This window comes from Humiphilus diazotrophicus (genome assembly GCF_059726315.1).
Genome location: NZ_AP040870.1, coordinates 300,346 through 318,589, shown reverse-complemented (window position 1 = coordinate 318,589; position 18,244 = coordinate 300,346). Strand labels below are relative to the sequence as shown.

18 protein-coding genes are annotated in these 18,244 nt (G+C 51.8%); 2 read left to right on the top strand and 16 right to left on the bottom strand.

From position 1 onward, the window contains the following. Nucleotides 1-117: 117 nt before the first annotated feature. The 15 genes from AC6I7T_RS03175 to AC6I7T_RS03105 form a co-directional block, all read right to left on the bottom strand. Nucleotides 118-1,617: an NADH-quinone oxidoreductase subunit N gene (locus AC6I7T_RS03175; protein ID WP_497791850.1), complete on the bottom strand. Its 1,500-nt coding sequence runs from the start codon at nt 1,615-1,617 to the stop codon at nt 118-120. Next, entirely contained in the window at nt 1,614-3,116 is a 1,503-nt protein-coding gene (locus AC6I7T_RS03170; RefSeq protein WP_497791849.1) for a complex I subunit 4 family protein, read from the bottom strand. Before AC6I7T_RS03170 ends, AC6I7T_RS03175 begins: the two co-directional genes overlap by 4 nt. Before the next feature lie 18 nt (nt 3,117-3,134). Beyond that, nucleotides 3,135-5,102 (bottom strand): NADH-quinone oxidoreductase subunit L, encoded by a 1,968-nt coding sequence (gene nuoL, locus AC6I7T_RS03165; RefSeq protein WP_497791847.1) that lies wholly within the window; start codon nt 5,100-5,102, stop codon nt 3,135-3,137. Further along, nucleotides 5,099-5,401 carry an NADH-quinone oxidoreductase subunit NuoK gene (gene nuoK / locus AC6I7T_RS03160; RefSeq protein WP_497791845.1) on the bottom strand — a complete coding sequence of 101 codons (303 nt, stop codon included), beginning with the start codon at nt 5,399-5,401 and terminating at the stop codon, nt 5,099-5,101. The genes nuoL and nuoK overlap by 4 nt, the downstream gene beginning before the upstream one ends. A 4-nt stretch (nt 5,402-5,405) precedes the next feature. Then, nucleotides 5,406-5,900, bottom strand: coding sequence for an NADH-quinone oxidoreductase subunit J family protein (locus AC6I7T_RS03155; protein ID WP_497791844.1), 495 nt, complete (start codon nt 5,898-5,900; stop codon nt 5,406-5,408). Between the two features lie 100 nt (nt 5,901-6,000). Then, the gene (gene nuoH / locus AC6I7T_RS03150) at nt 6,001-7,053 is read right to left on the bottom strand and encodes an NADH-quinone oxidoreductase subunit NuoH (RefSeq protein ID WP_497791843.1); all 1,053 of its coding nucleotides are present in this window, start codon (nt 7,051-7,053) and stop codon (nt 6,001-6,003) included. Between the two features lie 162 nt (nt 7,054-7,215). Beyond that, the gene (locus AC6I7T_RS03145) at nt 7,216-9,564 is read right to left on the bottom strand and encodes a molybdopterin-dependent oxidoreductase (RefSeq protein WP_497791842.1); all 2,349 of its coding nucleotides are present in this window, start codon (nt 9,562-9,564) and stop codon (nt 7,216-7,218) included. 13 nt (nt 9,565-9,577) lie between these two features. Continuing rightward, entirely contained in the window at nt 9,578-10,885 is a 1,308-nt protein-coding gene (gene nuoF / locus AC6I7T_RS03140) for an NADH-quinone oxidoreductase subunit NuoF (RefSeq protein WP_497791841.1), read from the bottom strand. Between the two features lie 3 nt (nt 10,886-10,888). Beyond that, nucleotides 10,889-11,389 carry an NADH-quinone oxidoreductase subunit NuoE family protein gene (locus AC6I7T_RS03135; protein ID WP_497791840.1) on the bottom strand — a complete coding sequence of 167 codons (501 nt, stop codon included), beginning with the start codon at nt 11,387-11,389 and terminating at the stop codon, nt 10,889-10,891. Next, nucleotides 11,386-11,724, bottom strand: coding sequence for a transcriptional regulator (locus AC6I7T_RS03130; RefSeq protein WP_497791839.1), 339 nt, complete (start codon nt 11,722-11,724; stop codon nt 11,386-11,388). Before AC6I7T_RS03130 ends, AC6I7T_RS03135 begins: the two co-directional genes overlap by 4 nt. Further along, on the bottom strand, nt 11,721-12,941 hold the full coding sequence (gene nuoD, locus AC6I7T_RS03125; protein ID WP_497791838.1) for an NADH dehydrogenase (quinone) subunit D: 1,221 nt from the start codon (nt 12,939-12,941) through the stop codon (nt 11,721-11,723). Before nuoD ends, AC6I7T_RS03130 begins: the two co-directional genes overlap by 4 nt. Then, nucleotides 12,941-13,435, bottom strand: coding sequence for an NADH-quinone oxidoreductase subunit C (locus AC6I7T_RS03120; RefSeq protein WP_497791837.1), 495 nt, complete (start codon nt 13,433-13,435; stop codon nt 12,941-12,943). Before AC6I7T_RS03120 ends, nuoD begins: the two co-directional genes overlap by 1 nt. Before the next feature lie 96 nt (nt 13,436-13,531). Then, nucleotides 13,532-13,936, bottom strand: coding sequence for an NADH-quinone oxidoreductase subunit A (locus tag AC6I7T_RS03115; RefSeq protein ID WP_497791836.1), 405 nt, complete (start codon nt 13,934-13,936; stop codon nt 13,532-13,534). A 562-nt stretch (nt 13,937-14,498) separates the two neighbouring features. Then, nucleotides 14,499-14,684, bottom strand: coding sequence for a hypothetical protein (locus tag AC6I7T_RS03110; RefSeq protein ID WP_497791835.1), 186 nt, complete (start codon nt 14,682-14,684; stop codon nt 14,499-14,501). Nucleotides 14,685-14,688: 4 nt separating this feature from the next. After that, entirely contained in the window at nt 14,689-16,032 is a 1,344-nt protein-coding gene (locus AC6I7T_RS03105) for a radical SAM protein (protein ID WP_497794550.1), read from the bottom strand. Nucleotides 16,033-16,308: 276 nt separating this feature from the next. On the opposite strand from AC6I7T_RS03105, the gene thiS reads away from it, so the two are divergent. Continuing rightward, a complete protein-coding gene (gene thiS, locus AC6I7T_RS03100) occupies nt 16,309-16,524 on the top strand; it encodes a sulfur carrier protein ThiS (RefSeq protein ID WP_497791834.1) in 216 nt (71 codons plus the stop codon). Between the two features lie 60 nt (nt 16,525-16,584). Continuing rightward, nucleotides 16,585-17,163, top strand: a complete 579-nt coding sequence (locus tag AC6I7T_RS03095; RefSeq protein ID WP_497791833.1) for a DUF2239 family protein — start codon at nt 16,585-16,587, stop codon at nt 17,161-17,163. A 306-nt stretch (nt 17,164-17,469) separates the two neighbouring features. Here AC6I7T_RS03095 and AC6I7T_RS03090 read toward each other — a convergent pair whose 3' ends face one another. Continuing rightward, the gene (locus tag AC6I7T_RS03090; RefSeq protein ID WP_497791832.1) at nt 17,470-18,234 is read right to left on the bottom strand and encodes a cytochrome c oxidase subunit 3; all 765 of its coding nucleotides are present in this window, start codon (nt 18,232-18,234) and stop codon (nt 17,470-17,472) included. Between the last annotated feature and the right edge of the window lie 10 nt (nt 18,235-18,244).

The following is an 18,244-nucleotide window of genomic DNA, read 5'->3' as shown; positions in this document are numbered from 1 at the left end:
TTGGAAGCGCATATGAATGCTGAACTTAGCAGTTGGGGCTATGCAGAAATTCATTTGCCCTACGGATTCACCAACATGCAAGCTTGGGATCTGTAGGGCAAGGAACAAGAGACAGAATTACTTTTGACTTAAGACCGGAGGCGGGGGAGCTATAGTTCCGGAACTCGCCGGGTAGGTTCCAGCAGCAGCCCTCGCAGCTTGTAGAACTTTGCCAGGAACGATACCGAGAATGACGGTTGTCGCTACGGTTAGGACTAAAGCGAGAAGCAGGGCAAAGCCAGGACGTGGCATCTCGCGTAATGGAAGCTCTTCGGCAGGTTTGGAGAACGACGTTACCAGCAGCCTCAGATAGTAATAAGCTGCAACACCGCTATTCAGTAATCCAATGATTGCCAGCCACACGGCACCCGATTTCAATACTGCTGTAAAGACATAGAGCTTGCCGAAGAACCCGCCAGTGAAGGGAATTCCGATGAGAGAGATCAGGAAAAAGCCCATAGCTCCGCAGAGCAAGGGGGAACGGTAGGCCAAGCCTTGAAAATCGGAGATCAGCGTTAGCCGATCGTCATATTCTCCGACATGGCTGACCACGGCGAAAATTCCGACATTCATTGCTGCATAGGAAGCAGCATAGAAGGTCGCGGCTGCGATTCCGTCGGGACCAAAAGAGGTAAAGGCGGCCAGCAGATATCCGGCGTGAGCAATCGAGGAGTAGGCCAGCATACGCTTAACGCTTTGCTGACGAAGTGCCGCGAGATTACCCAACGTCATTGAGATTGCTGCGATCAACCAGAGCAGTGACGACCAGTGCTCGTGCAACAAAGGGAATGCCTGATAAGTAATGCGTAACAGAACTGCGAAAGCCGCTGCTTTAGGGGCCGTGGACATCAATCCGACAACAGGCGAAGGTGCTCCCTCATAGACGTCTGGGGTCCAGACATGGAAAGGAGCTGCCGAAACTTTAAAGGCCAGTCCGATGATCATGAGGCCCAAAGCCAGAAAAGCAAAGGTCGGAGTTGTGGAGTTCGGTAGTGCCGCAGCAATCTTATCGATTTCTGTCGTACCGGTGGTGCCGAAGGTTAAAGCCACACCGTAAAGGAAGAAAGCTGTAGCAAAGGATCCGAGCAGAAAGTACTTGATCGAAGATTCAGGGCTCTTTGCGGTTTCCTTACGATATCCGGCAAGAATATAGGTTGAGATCGACGATATCTCGAGGCCGATGAAGACGACGAGCAGCTCCATTGCGCTCGACATCAGCAACATTCCTGTTGCCCCGAAGACGATTAACGTGAAGTATTCACCAAGGTGATGCGTCGTCGATGGAACGGAATCGAGTGATACGAGAATTGCTGCAAGCACAATACCGCAAATAAGGACGTGGAAGAATCCGCTAAAAGCATCTGTTTGAACGGTTCCGTAATAGGCTGTTCCAGCTGGCTGATGCATTAGCCACAGGCTGGCCCAGAGGGCACCGAGTGTTCCTGCGGCTGCCAGCCATCCCATACTCTTGCGGCAGATTGCCTTTGGCATGGATGCATCGATCAGCATCATAAGGACGCCAGTAACGGTGAGGACTACTTCGGGCAGAATGCGCAGAATATCGGGTAAGGTGTTCATCGTGCTCCTCCGGCGTTCTGCACCATGATGATCTGTTTTTGCGGACTAGAGTGAGGGTTCATAGCGCCGTCAATAGCTCTCATCCAGTAGGGGGAAGCCACCCCCATAATCAGCATGACAATAGCCATCGGCCAGAGAGCCAAATGCTCGCGTACTACCATGTCATGCGTATCGTGTCCGTGCACGAGTGGAGATTGCGGGCCATAGAAAATCCGCTGCACCATCCAGAGCATGTATCCGGCACTGAGGATAACCCCGATAGTTGCTGCAGCAGCCCAACGGGAGTGAACTCCAAAGCTTCCGGAAAGAATCAAAAACTCACCAACGAACCCATTCAGTAATGGTAGTCCGATCAGCGAGAGCGTCGTGATGACGAACAATGTTGCAAGGTGAGGAAGACGCGATGCCAGCCCCCCGAAGACTCCCATGTCGTAGGTTCCATAACGCTCATAAATAATGCCCAGCAGAATGAAAAGAGCGCCAGCGGAAACACCGTGATTGAGGATCTGGTAGACGGCACCATCCAGCGTGGAGGTCGAGAAACAGAAGATTCCCAGAGTGCAGAAACTCAGGTGGCTTACCGTGGAATAGGCAAAGAGCCGCTTCATGTCTGTTTGGACCAGGGCCAGAAGCGCTCCGTAGAGAATGCCTATCACTGCCAGTGCAATCATCCAGGGAGCAAACACACGTGCTTGTTCAGGGAAGAGACCGAGGTTGAAGCGCAGAATTGAGTAAAGGCCAAGTTTGCCTGCGACCACCATTGCCATAGCAGTTGGAGCTTCGCTGAAGGTATCCGCGAGCCATCCATGCAAAGGAAAAACTGGCACCTTTACAGCGAAAGCGAAGAGGAAGGCGAGAGCCATCCAAAATAAGGAGCAATTGGAGAAACTTCCGGTCACGAGCAATTGCTTTAGCTGAACGAAATCAAAGGTCTCAGTCTTCGCGTACAGGTAGAGGATTGCTACCAGCAACGGGGCAGAGGGAATAAAGGTATAGACGAAGAACTTGATCGCCGCCTTTGTTCCTTTATCTCGTCCGAAGAGCGAGATAAGAATGGCCATAGGGATCAAGGAAAGCTCCCAGAAGCCGTAATAGAGCAAGAGATCAAGAGCGGCAAAGACGCCTAACATTGCGGTTTGCTGTAACAGAAAGAGGAAGTAGAACTCCTTCGTTCTGCCTTCGATAACCTTCCACGAGGCCAGAACTCCTAAAGGCGCCAGGAATCCGGTTAGTACCATCAGCCACATCGACAGGCCATCGACACCAAGGTGATAGCGGATGGCTGGATTGGCTATCCATGGGGAATTTTCTTCAAACTGAAAGCCTGTCTGCTCGTAATTGAAGTGGCCAGGCAAATGCAGCGTAAGCGCGAAAGTAAGCAGCGTGACCAACAGGGTAAAGCCCTGAATGATGCGGCCACGCCTGGGAAGCAGCGTCACTACTACCGCGCCGGCAGTGGGCACAAACGTTGCAAGCGTCAATATGTGTTCGTTCAGCACGAATATCTTCCTTACTCTCTATCGAATCTTCAAGTACGTGCCGTGTCCGAAATAAGCCAGCAAGAGCACAACGGCTGCTCCGGCTGCTAACCAACCTGCATAGGAACGCAGATTGCCGGACTGAATCCTACGCAGAACCGAACCTCCACCCTGCGCCGTGATTGCCAGAAATTGAGCCGAACCGGAGATTCCCCAGTCCACTGCTCCAAGAAAATAGCGAGAAGCGAAGAGCAGGGGCGCAACAATAAGGGCTCTGTAGATCTCGTCTACCCAGTACTTACCGCAGAGCATGTTGTAAATGCCTTTGAAGCTACTAGACAGCTTCTTGGGCAACTCGGGATTGCGACGATAAAACATGTAGGCAAAGAACCAGCCCAAGGCCGCAACAGCGACAGCAAAGATACTGAATACCAACTCCATGGAAATCCCTGAAGTCTGTGGTGTCGTGCCCAAGTGGTCCGTGCCATAAATAGCAGGGTTCAGGAACTCTCCAAATCGTTCATTGCCAATCCATCCTCCACAGATAGAAAGAATGGCAAGAATCACGAGTGGAGCAAGCATGATCCAGGGGCTCTCGTGAACGCCGTGGGCATGCCCATGTGTAAGCTGTCCTCCTCCATGTTCGGAATCGACATGCGCCTCTGGAGTGCGGCTCTCGCCGAAGAAAGCCAGATACCAGAGTCGGAACATATAGAAAGAGGTCATCAGAGCTGTAATGATCCCTACCGCCCACAGCCAAACACCACCGCGTCCGGATTGATAGGCAGCGAAGAGAATTGCATCTTTCGAAAAGAAACCGGCGAGGGGCCAGAATCCTGCAATAGCAAAGACCGCTGCCGTCATAGTCCAGAAGGTGACAGGAATCTTCTTTCGAAGGCCGCCCATTACCCGGAGATCCTGTTCTCCACCTAGGGCATGGATTACCGATCCGGCTGCAAGGAAGAGCAGTGCCTTGAAGAAGGCATGTGTGACCAGGTGAAAGATTGCTGCCGAGTAGGCCGCGACTCCACAGCCCAGGAACATGTATCCCAACTGCGAAACAGTGGAATAGGCGAGTACGCGTTTAATGTCCGTTTGTACCAGTCCGATGCTGGCAGCGAAAAATGCCGTTGCTGCTCCAATGACCGCAACGATACCTAGCGCCAACGGCGAGCGATCAAAGATTGCATGCGTACGGACCACCATGTAGATGCCAGCCGTGACCATGGTTGCAGCGTGGATTAAGGCTGAAACTGGAGTCGGGCCTTCCATGGCGTCCGGCAACCAGACATAGAGTGGAATTTGCGCCGATTTACCGGTGGCGCCCAGAACCAGGAAGATTGCAACTGCTGTCAGGAAACCGCCCTGCCACTCGGGATGTGCGGCAATCTGTGTACTTATGGTGCTAAAGCTCAGCGTGCCGAAGTGTGCAATAAGCAGGAACATGGCAAGCAGGAATCCGAAGTCGCCGATACGGTTGACCACGAACGCCTTTTTGCCTGCATCGGCTGCAGAGTTTCGTAAATAGTAGAAGCCGATCAACAGATACGATGCGAGTCCAACGCCCTCCCAGCCGACGAACATCAGCAAGAAGTTTTCCGAAAGCACCAGCACCGACATGAAGAACATGAAGAGGTTCAGATAAGAGAAGAATCTCCAATAACCATCTTCTTCTGCCATGTAGCCGACCGAGTAGATGTGGATCAGGAATCCTACTCCGGTTACAACCAGCAACATCACCAACGTCAAATGGTCGAGCGACAAGGCAAAGTCAGCACGGAAGCTGCCTGCCTGAATCCATGGGATCGAGAGTCGTTCGACATAGGGTAATGTCAGCGACCGGAAGTGCAATGCAATATCGAGCACCACGCAGAAGGGAATCAGCGTGGCGAACAAGGCAACGGCCGAGACCAGCAGGCGGGGGAGCTTGCGGCCCAGGAGTCCGTTTACCACGAATCCTGCGAAAGGCAGCAGGGGAATCAGCCAAAGATGCTGGGAATCGTTCATAGTTTCATCAGGTCGACGCTGTCGACGTTAAGCGTGTTCCGTGAACGGAAGATGGCGATGATAATCGCGAGACCAACCGCAGCCTCTGCTGCAGCTACCACCATCACGAAGAAAACAAAGATCTGTCCTTTGAGCAGGTGCCATTGGTGGGCGAAGGCCACAAAGGTCAGGTTCACCGCGTTCAACATCAACTCGATGGACATGAAGACGGTAATAAGGTTGCGCTTGATAAGAAAAGCACCGGCACCAATCGAAAAGAGGATTGCACCCAACACCAGGTAATAGGAGATAGGAACCATTCTCTTAGTGCTCCTTTCTTGCCAGAGCTACGGCTCCCAGGATGGCAATCAAAATCAAAATTGAAGTTACTTCGAAGGGCAGCAGCATGCTGGTGAAGAGAACCTCGCTAAGCTGCTCGGTAGTAACGATGTAGTCTCCGAGGCGAGCGCTAGCAAGGTGACTCCGCTCCGAGAGAAAGACAAAGCTCAGTAGACAGAAGAGAGCTGCTAATCCTGGAATGCCGATTAAGTACGCTGCGCGGCTGCCACTGGTGCGTTCTTCCTTGCCGGCATTCAACAACATGATGACAAAGGTAAAGAGCACCATGATGGCGCCGGAGTAGACAATAACCTGTGCAGCTGCCAGGAACTCAGCACCCAATAGCAGATATAGAACAGCCAGCGACGTCATCACTACGATGAGCGACAGCGCACTGTTAATTGGGTGGGGTTGAAATAGCAGGTTCAACGCGCCTGCTACACATAATCCACCGAAGATCAAAAAAAGAACGAGATGCATGGTCGTCAGTCGCTCACAAGTAGAAAACGCAAAGTGAAAAGGCCCGAACGCCGTTTATACAAAGAGGTAACAGATGCTGTCTCAAATCCAGCATTGTAACTCATTTCCATGCCAGCCAAAGACTGGTCGCTATGATGTTGGCTATGGCCAACGGCAGCAGGAACTTCCATCCGAAACTCATCAGCTGGTCATAGCGGAAACGCGGAAGCGTTCCACGTACCCAGATGTAGAGAAACAGGAAGGTAAACACCTTGAAGACGAACCAGAAAGTAGGCAGAAGAGCCTGAACTATTGGTCCTCCGAATTCCGGGATCAGGTTGCCGAAGGGGCTATTCCAGCCACCGAGGAAGAGAAGTGTCGCTACACAACCAACCATGATCATGTTGGCATATTCGGCCATGAAGAACATGGCAAACTTCATGGAGCTGTACTCGGTATGATAACCAGCCGTCAATTCGCTCTCGGCCTCTGGGAGGTCGAATGGGGCGCGGTTAGTTTCGGCATAAGCAGCCATCAGATAGACGAAGAAGGCGACAAATTGAAAGCCTCCGAAGAAGTTCCAGGAGAGTAACCCGTGTGCCGACTGGCTGGAGACGATTACGCTCAGCTTCAAAGATCCAGCACGTAGAACCACTCCAACTAGAGAAAGCCCTAATGCCAATTCGTAACTGATGACCTGCGCGCTGGCACGGAGTGAACCCAGCAATGAATATTTGTTGTTCGAACTCCAACCGGAAAGGGCGATGCCATAGACGCCAACGGAAGTGATTCCCAACATCACCAGTAATCCGATATTTACATCGGAAATCTGGAAAAAATTCACGCCCGAGTCCTTGTAATATAGCGGTCGTCCGAAAGGAACAACGGCTATGGACATCAGGGAGCAGCCCAAGGCAATTAACGGTGCCAGGATGTAGAGGGGCTTGTAGACATTGGACGGAATCAAATCCTCTTTCAGAAAGAGTTTGATTCCATCTGCCAATGGCTGGAAGAGTCCGAAGGGACCTACGCGGCTGGGTCCCCAACGGTTCTGGATACGGCCTACGAGTTTTCTCTCAAGCAGGACGGTATAGGCAACGCCCGTCAACAAGACGACCGTCACCACCGCTACTTTCAACACGCTCAGCAGTACGAAGAGAAGAAATGGGTTCACGCCTCGCTACACTTTCTTCCAATAGATTCTTGGCTCGAAAATCATGAATAAACTTCAGCCTAATATCGTGTACAGCTTCAATTCCGTTTGAGAGCCTTTGACCTATCGGCTATGACCTTGGTCATGCCGGAAAGAGACTCTACCAAAACCTTAAAGAATGCTCTAGTCAACAGCGGTTTCTGCTGCCTTATCCGCATGTGATTCCATTACCTGGTGCAGGATCTTGCTGTAACGGCCTAGTGTTCCCGAGCTGAAGAGCGAATCTTCTGCGGGAAGGACCAAATCCTTACGTGCAGGCAGTGCTGTAACTTCGGATACTACAGGTTCAACATGAACGTCATTTCCAGCCAACAGGTTAAGCCGGTCCAGATGATATCCCGGTACCAGACGTTCGATTTCATCCAAGATGGCCAGAGGATCGAAGGGGCTCAATTTAGGTTCCAGCCCATTTGCAGCGAGCCAGACGGCATGACGATCCGCCTCTCCGGACTGGGCCCCACGGGATTGTCCTAAGTCGGCCTGGACGCTGCTCTTTTGTCCAAATGGAACCAACTGACGAATGTTGCCGCCAAAGCGATCAGCGAGACGCACGATCAGTTCGAAGTCGGGACGTACTCCCGCCTGATCGGCGGCTTTCTTTACCAATTGCAGGTCGCCAAATGTATTTGTGACTGTTCCTGTTTTCTCGTAGAGATTTGTCGCCGGAAGTATAACGTCAGCTAGCGCTGCCGTTTCAGTCATGAACATATCCTGAACAATCAGGAAGGTATTCTTGAGTGATTCCGGATCAATACCGTATCGTCCAACCGGATTTGAACCTACGACATACAAGGCCGCCAATTCTCCGCGTCCAGCTGCATCCATCATCTGGACGAGATTCAGTCCCGGCTTGCCTGGGAGACTAGGATATTCGCTGGCAAAGACTCCGGGAGTGGTCACGGGAGCGTAACCGGGCAAGAGGTCAGGGAAGAGCCCCATGTCGGCAGCACCACGTGAGTTGGCATAATCTCCCAAACATACGAACTTCGTATCGGGAAGACCCAATCCAAATTTGACCAGACTTTCGATATCCTTGCCCCGATACTCAGAACCAAAGACAATCAGCAGGTTAGGCTCATTGCGGATTGCATCGCGAAAAGCTGCAATGCCGTTCTTGCCTTGCAGTGCGGAATCATTACCCGCTAAATAGCCGACAAGCGCAGCATAGCCATCCTGCGGAATATCGATTGTCGCCTTAGCCTGGCGGCGAAGCTTGATATTCTCGTGGTTTGCTACGTAGAGTCGTGCACGATTCAAACGAACATTTGTGCGCAGGTTCCAGGCCAACATTGGATGCTGTTCGGTCGGATTGTTCCCAATCAGCAGAATCGCCGGTGCTGTCCCGGTATCTCGCAGGGAGGCAATCCTGTTTCCCTGGCCCGCCAGCGCATAAGCAAAGGTCGCATAATCTGCCGTGCGGTGATGATCGATGTTATTTGTCCCTAACACCGTCCGGGCAAACTTCTGCAAAAGATAGTTCTCTTCGTTGGTAGTTCGGTTGGAGCCGATAACACCAATTGCCTCACCACCCTTGGCATCATGGATCTCGCGTAGCCTCTTGCCTGCAAAGTCTAGAGCCTGTTCCCATGTAGCAGGGGCGAACTTCCCGTCTGCTTGCCGGATCAAAGGCTTGGTTAAGCGATCTTCACGATTGGCAAAATCGAATGCGTAACGGCCTTTGATACAAAGGAAATCGTTATTGATTCCGCTCTTGTCGCGATTGTCTCCGCGGATGATCTCTGTGCCGTCAGCAGAGCTGCGTACTCCAAGGGTGGTTTTGCATCCATCGCCGCAATGCGTACAGACCGTGGCAACGTGATTCATCTCCCATGGACGGGTCTTGTAACGGTACGACCCACTGGTCAATGCGCCGACCGGGCAGATATCGATGCACATGCCGCATTCTTCGCAGGCCAGATGGTCTTTTTCGTTCGGTGCAATTACAGCAGAGGAGCCGCGATTCTGGATTCCTAAGGCCCACACGTCCATACCTTCGCCACAGACGCGAATACAGCGATAGCAGAGGATGCAACGGGGACGATCATAGAAAACGACAGGAGACCATTGCTGTTCTTCGCGGTGCTGCTTGATCTCGACATATTTCGATTCCGGAGCACCGTATTTGAAGGTCATGTCCTGCAGTTCGCATTCACCACCAGCGTCGCAGACAGGACAGTCCAACGGGTGGTTACCCAGCAACAATTCGATAGTAGCTTTGCGAGCCTGAACGATCTCTTCGCTTTCGGTAGTGACCACCATGCCTTCGGCTACAGGAGTAGTGCATGCCGTCTGCAGCTTGGGGACCTTCTCCAAGCGCACAACGCACATGCGGCAAGCAGCCTGCAGGGAAAGCCCCGGATAGTAGCAGAACGAGGGGATTTCGATTCCGGCCTTACGGCAGGCGTCGATAAGTAGAGTGCCTGCGGGTGCCGTGAGTTTCTTGCCGTCAACAGTGAAAGTTACGTCAGCCATTTTGCGTCGTTCCTTACACCAGCACCGGTTCGGTGTGGTGAGCGTAGGGACAGGGCTTACCGTCCAAGTGGTCCTCGAATTCCTTACGGAATTTCTTAATGAAACCAATAGTAGGCATCGCTGCTGCGTCGCCAAGCGGGCAGAAGGTGCGTCCTAGCATGTTCTGCGCCAAGTATTGGATGTTGTCGATGTCCTTATTGACTCCAGCACCTGCATGGAAACGGGTCAGAGTTTTCTTTAGCCAATCAGTGCCTTCACGACAGGGAATACACCAGCCGCAGCTCTCATGCTGATAGAACTTGATTGTGCGAAGAGCGAACTCCACCATGCAGACGCTTTCATCGATGACAACGACTCCACCTGAACCAAGCATGGAACCGGCCTTGGCTACTTGATCGAAGTCGAGGCCTATGTCGATCTCTTCGGGAAGCAATACAGGTGTTGACGATCCACCAGGTACTACGGCTTTTAGCTTTTTCCCTCCACGAACACCACCGGCAACCTCATAGATCAGTTTCTTGAGGTTGTAGCCCATCGGCAGTTCGTACACCCCGGGCCTCTCAACATGTCCGCTGACAGAGAAGAGACGTGTACCGCCATTTCGCTCCGTGCCAATCTTGGCGTATTCCGCTCCTCCGAGCCGGAACACATGAGGTACCGTAGCAATGGTTTCTGCGTTGTTGATAACAGTCGGCCCACCGTAGAGACCAACGACTGCAGGAAAAGGCGGGCGGATACGTGGCACGCCGCGCTTTCCTTCGAGAGATTCCATTAGTGCCGATTCTTCACCGACTTCATAGGCACCGGCGCCAGTATGCGAGATAACATCGAAATCGATGCCGGAACCAAAGATGTTCTTGCCCAGGAAGCCCTTGGCATAGGCATCTTCGATAGCCTTTTCCATGATCTTCAGCAAATAGCGATATTCACCACGCAGATAGATGAAGCCCATCTTTGCATTGATCGCCAGACCCGCGATGATGACACCCTCAATCACGGAGTGAGGATCGTGCTCAAAGATCAGCCGGTCTTTACATGTACCCGGTTCGCTTTCGTCGCCATTGACCAGGACGTACTTCGGCTTCTCGCTCTGCTTGGGGACAAAGGACCACTTCATGCCGGTAGGGAAGCCAGCGCCGCCTCTGCCGCGCAGGTTCGAGGCCTTCATCTCATTGATAATTCCATCGGGGCCTAGCGCGAGAGCCTTGCGTGCACTCTCATATCCTCCAAGCTCGATGTACTTATCAATGTTGGTCGCTCCCTGGCCAAAGCGCAGCGAAACCACTCTTACTTCATCGGGATGGGAGACCAGAATTGGCATCGCTTAGCTCTGCTCCTTCTTGCGGTACTGCTCCAGTACCTTATCCAGTTCTTCCGGAGTTAGATTCTCGTAGTAGTCGTAGTTGATCTGTACGGCCGGTCCCCAACTGCAGGCTCCAATACATTCGACTTCTTCCAGTGAGAAGACTCCATCGGCGGTCGTTTCTTTGTTCTCGACACCCAGCTTTTCCTTGCAATGCTGGAAGAGCTGATCGGCACCGCGCAATTTGCAACAGATGTTGGTACAAACTTGCACGTGATACTTGCCGACAGGTTTAGTCCTCAACAGTGAGTAGTACGAGATAACATTACGGACGTCCAATACCGTAATGCCGATTCGCTGGGCGATCTCCTCGATCACCTCGTCCGAAAGATAACCCTTCTCGTCCTGGGCATAGAGCAGCATGGGAATCAGTGCCGAACGACGTAGTGGGTAGAGAGTCACCAATTTGTCGAAGCGAGCCGCCAACTCCGGCGAAAAGAGAGTGCCTTGTTGTGTGCTCATCGCATGATCTCCCGTGCTAATCGTTCCGCAATCGTATCCATTTCTTCTTCCGTACCCGTTTCGACTACCATGTTGCCGTTTAATAGCAGGGTCAACCTGCCTTCCGAACCGTCTTCCCGTTTCCAGATGCCGTTGGCCCCGCGGAGCTCCAGCCGAAGATAGCGGTCTCGAGTCGGTACCCGTACCGCAATAGCCTCTGAATCGCTTTCGACTTCTGCCTCTGTTCCACTATTCAAGCCGTGCGCGGCAGTATAGGACTTCAGCAGAGAAGCAAAAGAAACCCAAAGCTCAGGAAAAACGCGATCGACTGTATTGTCAGAGATTGCCGGGCTCAACGGTCAATCTCTCCCAGGACGATATCAATCGAACCAATCACTGCAACCACATCAGCTAGCATCTTACCCACACACATTGCATGAAGTGCTTGCAACGTTGCGAAGGATGGATTACGCATGTGTACGCGATAAGGCTTAGCCGTGCCATCGCTGACCACGAAGTAGCCCATTTCACCGCGTGGCGATTCGATAGCCTGATAGATCTGTCCTGCCGGTACCGCAAATCCTTCAGTAACGATCTTGAAGTGATGAATGAGTGCTTCCATCTCCGTCTTCATCTTTTCCCGATCGGGAAGGATGATTTTAGGAGCATCGGCCTTGATCGGACCTCCCGGCATGCCATCGAGGGCCTGCTGGCAGATCTTTACGGACTCACGCATCTCTTCCAGCCGAAGGACGTAACGCGCCCAGACGTCTCCATCGTTGGAGACCGGAACTTTGAACTGGAACTTCTCATAGCCTGAGTACGGCATATCGCGCCGCAGGTCCCAGTCCACACCGGAGGCCCGTAACGGAGGTCCCGTTACTCCCAGGGCTATCGCATCTTCAGTTGAGAGATGTCCGACGCCCTTCAGACGGTTCACCCAGATCGGGTTACCAGTTAAAAGATTCTGGTACTCATCGATCTTCTCCGGCATGATGCGAATAAGCTTCTGTACCCGTTCGAAGAAATCGAGCGGCGGCTCCATAGCGAGTCCGCCAATCCGGAAGTAGGAGGTCATCATCCGTTGTCCGGCTACGTGCTCGAAGATCTTCAGAATCTCTTCACGCTCGCGGAAGGTATAAAGGAAGACCGTCAAGGCACCAATATCCATCGCATGGGTGCCCAGCCATACCAGATGTGAATTCAAGCGTGTCAGTTCATTGAGCAGAACTCGCATCCACTGGGCCCGTTCAGGAATTTCAAGGTCCAAGAGCTTCTCAACAGCCAGGCAATAGCACAGGTTGTTGGACATGGGACTCAGATAATCGATGCGATCCGTTAAAGGCACGACCTGCTGATAGAACTTGGCCTCGCAGGTCTTCTCAATGCCGGTATGGAGATAACCAATCTCCGGATGAAGATTGACGACTATTTCGCCGTCGATCTCCAGCACCAGTCGTAATACTCCGTGAGTTGACGGATGCTGTGGGCCCATGTTCAGAATCATGGTCTGATCGCCGGAACCTTCCGGCTGGTGGACTTCCATCACAGGAGGAGCTATATATTCAGCCATTACCGATATCCCTCCACAGGGTAGTCCTTGCGCAAAGGATGGCCTTCCCATTCGTCAGGCATCATGATCCGCCGTAGGTTGGGATGCCCGTGAAAACGAACACCGAAGAGGTCGAAGACTTCTCTTTCGTAAAAATTGGCTGATGGCCACACTGGAATAATGCTGTCTACACTGGGGTCCAGCGACTCAAGCATGACGCAGAGACGAAGGCGTTCCTTGAGCCTGTGCGACAGAATGTGATAGGTCACCTGGAAACGTGGCTCACTCGGGTACCAGTCTACGCAGGTCACATCTTCGAGAAAGTTGTATCCGGCACTCTGGACGGTGCGGCAGGCCTCGCGAATATCGTCGCGTGTGATCGTGAGTGTTAGTTCCTCACGATCAAATCTTGCATCTGCAAGAGCTTCTGGCCTCCATGTACCGATTGCTGCTACAGCTGGATGCGATGACATCTCAGCAAGAACCTTGTCTTTGTCCAACGCAGGGGAAATCATGGCGTTTAGAGCAATGCTCCTTCTAACATGATCGGGAAATTTTCTATGCACCCATTTCTGTGCCTATCAAGCATAAACCTCAAAGAATGATTCAGCTTAGAGGTCTGCTTTGTCCGTAGCCCAGTCGAGTACGCCTTTTTTGACGATGTAGAAGAAGCCAACGAGGACAAAGCCCAGGTAAACCAGCATCTCCCAGAAACCAAACATAGGCAATCCCGTTATTCTCGGGAGCTGACGATAGATCACAGCCCAGGGCATCATGAAGACTGCTTCCACGTCGAAGAGGATGAAAAGCATAGCCACAAGATAAAAACGAACGGAAAAACGCCCACGGGCGTCGCCTACAGCTTCAATTCCGCATTCGTAGGTGGCCTGCTTTGCCTTTGAATAACGATGCCGTCCGACAAACCACGAGGCCAAGATAATACCCAGTCCAAGCCCTGTAGCAGCAAGGATTTGGAGCATCAACGGCAGATAATTCCAGTAATAGGGGGCAGTCATCCTAAAATCGCTCACGCTTGGAGTAAGTTGACACCGTTGTGAACTAGATCACGATGTCATCTCCTTATCTGAGATTAGGTTTAAGCCCTTCGTGCGTCAAGCGCTCAAGAAGGTACATGCGGTACTAAGGTAGGGCTATTCGCTCATCAGAAAGGGATGGTTCCCACATTGTGAGCAAGATGTGAGAAAACTGTCTGACCGGGGAGGCGTAAATCCTGGACGGGAATCCAAAATAATAATTTTTGTTACGAATTTGGAGTGCCAGGTGTTTTTCTGTCCTCAGTGCATTCCGGGGTGTCATTCCCCTTGCAATCACCACAGCTAAGGCAGAACTGATGCCCATGAGGACAGATCGAAGCTTCTGCAACTGAGGACGTGATTGCCTTCGAAGCTTTTGCTTCAATACAGAAAACTGACTCAGTCGAATCCATGAGCCTGAACCGCTGTTCTCCCTTCTGAAAATGAAGAGGAAGCTGGCACGTTGCCAAATTCTCAATTCAAGGGGTTCTTTAGGAGAGCAGCATGGCTGGTTATCCCAAAGAACCCCGAACAGGAGAAATCTTTAGTCAGCGCCGCAGAGCATGGCTTCCATCTCAGCGGAACGGGGGCTGCAGTTGGCTCCACGTCCACAGCTGCCACCACAGGCATCTCCCTTGGCTTCGGAGGTGCGACGGCTAGTACCGCTAACCAGCTTCCTTAGCGTGGATGGTTCTACCTCGACGACTTTTACTTCTTCCTGGATAAGCATTGCTCTATTTCTCCTTCACTGTTTCTACACTTGCTAATTCTCGACCTATATCGTCGGATTGAACTTGTTTTGAGACTCCCAGCTGCCGTGCCAGTCCCAGCACACATTCTTCAGCTATCGCCTTTTGCATAGGAGCCATGATTCGTTCCCGCATATTGCCGGTAACCAGATATTCACCAGCGATGCAGCCTTCCGAAAGACATGAATACCAAGCTTCATTGGTGCCGCTAAATTCCTCGAAATAGCGTTCCAGCACCGCCTTGGAAGCGCTGCCCGGAAATGTTTCCTGCAGAAGGTTTCCCATACGGTATTCGTTATGGCCCACCAGCATGAAGCAGGGAAATACCGAGCTATCCATGGCAATCGATAGCTGGCTGAAGAAAGCTGGGCAGTATGTTTTTGCCGGAATCCTTGCTGCGAGATGTTCAATGACACGTTGAGCAAATTCGAGAACCGGCCCTTCACCCTTGACCAGATTTGCGACAGACAGCTTTGCTGCCTCTCTGTAGTCTTCGGCAAGAGTCTCAAAATCGATATAGTCGGAGCTTCGGCTCATCTCGTAACTACCTGGTTTCGGTAGGAATACCGGAGCGATGTGAATCGTACGCTGGCCTGTCTTCTCGTAGAAGAAATTCATCAGGTCAGTAATTGCGATCCCCATCTTGCGATGATGGCCGTTGTAGGTGCACTCGATGTCGAATTCAATCCCTGCTTTGTTCAAGCGGTCCAGGGTGCTTGCCAGTAGCTCATAGCTGGAAGCTCCCGAACGCAATGGGCGACAGGAATCTTGCACATTACGGGTACCGTCCCAACTTACCGTAACGGTCATATTCCAGCGGGTGAGCAACTCGAGTACCTGAGGATTGGACCACGTTCCATTCGTTGTGACTGCAAAGCGTGGAAGCTGGTTCAGATAACCTTCGTCGACGGCGGCGGACAGAAACTCCGTAGCAGCTTCGATGGCCGGCAGATTCATAAGCGGTTCGCCACCGAAGAAGTGAACAACTTCGATTTCCGGGTACAGGTGAACCAGCTTACGCAGAATCTCGCGGATCATGTCCGGAGACATCAATCCTTCCGAACTCGGATTTCTATTTCCAACGTAGCAATAACTGCAGGAAAGATTGCAGACTCTGCTAATAATCAGTGTGAGTCTGCCAAGCCTTGCTCTGCGCCTGACAGGCGACTCCGTTTCTCCGTCCTGCAAGATGGGAAAAAATGCCTCTCGCTTTTCCTCGGTGTCTGCTTCGGACGAATGCTGATTCGAGAGCGGATATTTCTGGGAGGCTAAAGAAAATAGGTCTTCGAGAGGGATTTTGGGGTCTGCATCCAGTGAGAAGAGTTTCATTTCGGAAGGGATGAAGAAAGCGGAATCACGTCCTTCCCTTAGCAGGACGCCCCCTCCTCGCTCCATCGTCTCCATTTCGGCTTCCTCCTCCACCGAATGTGCCTTCTCTTATGTACAGAAAAGCACTATAGAGCGGCTGTGAGCGCGGTCACCATCTCTAGTCCTTTGTAGCGGTCTGGAATCTACTAAGTCACACATGGAGTATTGTTTATCGAAGGTTCATTGGCTAAGTGCCATACACAAGAAAAGCAAAGACAATGGTAGTCTGAAGAAGTTATGAAACTCCTGATCAATGGCAAGGAACAGAGCTTTCCGAAACTAGACTCCGCGGCGTCTCTGACCGCTTTGATTGATCATCTGAAGCTGACTGGGGATCGCGTCGCCGTCGAACATAATGGCGACATCGTCCCTCGTGCTGATTGGAACACCTGCAGCCTCTCCGAAGGGGATAAGCTGGAGATTGTTCATTTTGTTGGTGGTGGTGCCTTTTAATTAAACAGTTTGACCCGGGTGTAAATTGACTTATCGTATTTACCCGGGTAATATAAAATTATGCAAGAAGAACAGACGTATACAGCTTTTTCGGGTCAAGAACTTGTTGCCTTTGGCCCTTTGAAGACGGTCCTTCCGCAGGTAAAGGCCAGATTTGACGAGAACACCGGCGCACCGCTTCTGATTTTTGAAGACGAGACTGGTGGACAGGTCGATTTCGATCTTCGTGGAACAGTAGAGGAGGTTCTGAAGCGCGTACTACCTCCTGAACCACAACCACGTCCAGGACGCCCTAAATTGGGTGTGGTCTCTCGCGAAATCTCTTTATTGCCACGTCACTGGAGCTGGCTTGAGAAGCAGCCCAATGGCGCATCGGCCGCACTTCGCAGGCTGGTAGACGAAGCCAGAAGCCGGGATATCGAAAAACAGCGCGCCAATATAACCAGAGATGCGGCGAGCCGCTTTCTTTCCGTTATGGCGGGGAATCTTCCAGGATATGAAGAGGCGCTTCGTGCCCTATATGCAGGGAAGCGTGACGATTTCGATATCCTGATTCGCGATTGGCCTGCGGATATTCAAAACCACGCATTGCGAATAACTCGAAATGCATTTGTGGACAATGAAGTTGTTTTGACATAAGGAAATATCAGGTAAATCTCAGAATTTACTCGATATTTTCTTTGTAGTTATCAGAAGCCGAAGAAGATAAGCCTTGAATCTAGTGTTCTTCTTTAGACTTTGTCTTGTTGGTGACTGATACGTAAAGAATTGTCGTGAATAGGCCTGCGGCGGGAATTGCCAGGATCGGAATGGCCAGTCGCAGGCTTTTACGTGCCCTTGGAGCGCTTCCGGCTGTTGCGTCCCGACATAGACTGCAACCCTGTCCTAAAGCCATGGCAGCAGGTATGAGGACGAGAAAGATGATCAGGCCCGTACGGAGGATCCTCATTGTCCAAATACCAGAAGGATCATCAGGAATCCCCAGAAGATCCCCATGAAGTGCCAATACCAGGCGGAACAATCGACAACAATCTGTCGGTATTCCAGCTTCTTCAGCCTGTAAAGGGCGATGACTGCCGTAAGTAGAGCTATAAGCCCCACAATCAGATGTAAGCCGTGCGCCCCGGTAATGAGGTAGAAGAAGTATCCGGCTGGCGTTGCAGAAAAGTGATATCCCTCATTCCATAGTTGGTTCCAGGCAATCCACTGTCCTCCAAGGAAAGCGCACCCGAGTATAAGGGTGGCGGCTAGCCAGGGAGCAGCTCGTCTGGTAACAGGGCGACCGAGACCGAGCCACTCATCCATTACATCTACCTCTCGAAAGAGCTGGCGTCGGGCTATCTCCATAGTGAAGGTACTTAGAAGAAGAACTGCTGTATTGAGCCAGAGGATAGAGGGAATGCTGATCGCATGCCAGTCGGCAATGTAGTTATTGCTTCGCGGGTCGATATGTCCTGAGCCCTGCCGTACAAAGAATGCGCTGATCAAGGCTACAAAGAACATCAAGTCACCGGCCATAGCGAAGAGCACCATCATCCGATATCGGGTGATGAGTTCGCGTGGCCCGCGCCGACCATTGGGCCGATTGTCCCAATTCTCTCCGTCACCGCCACCTCCGGTAGGACGCCGGTCGACAGGTGGTTTGCCCCCTGTTCCAGGGTTCTTCTTCTCGATCTCTGTGGTCTTATGTGGAGTAAAGATGGCGGGCATGGTGTAACTC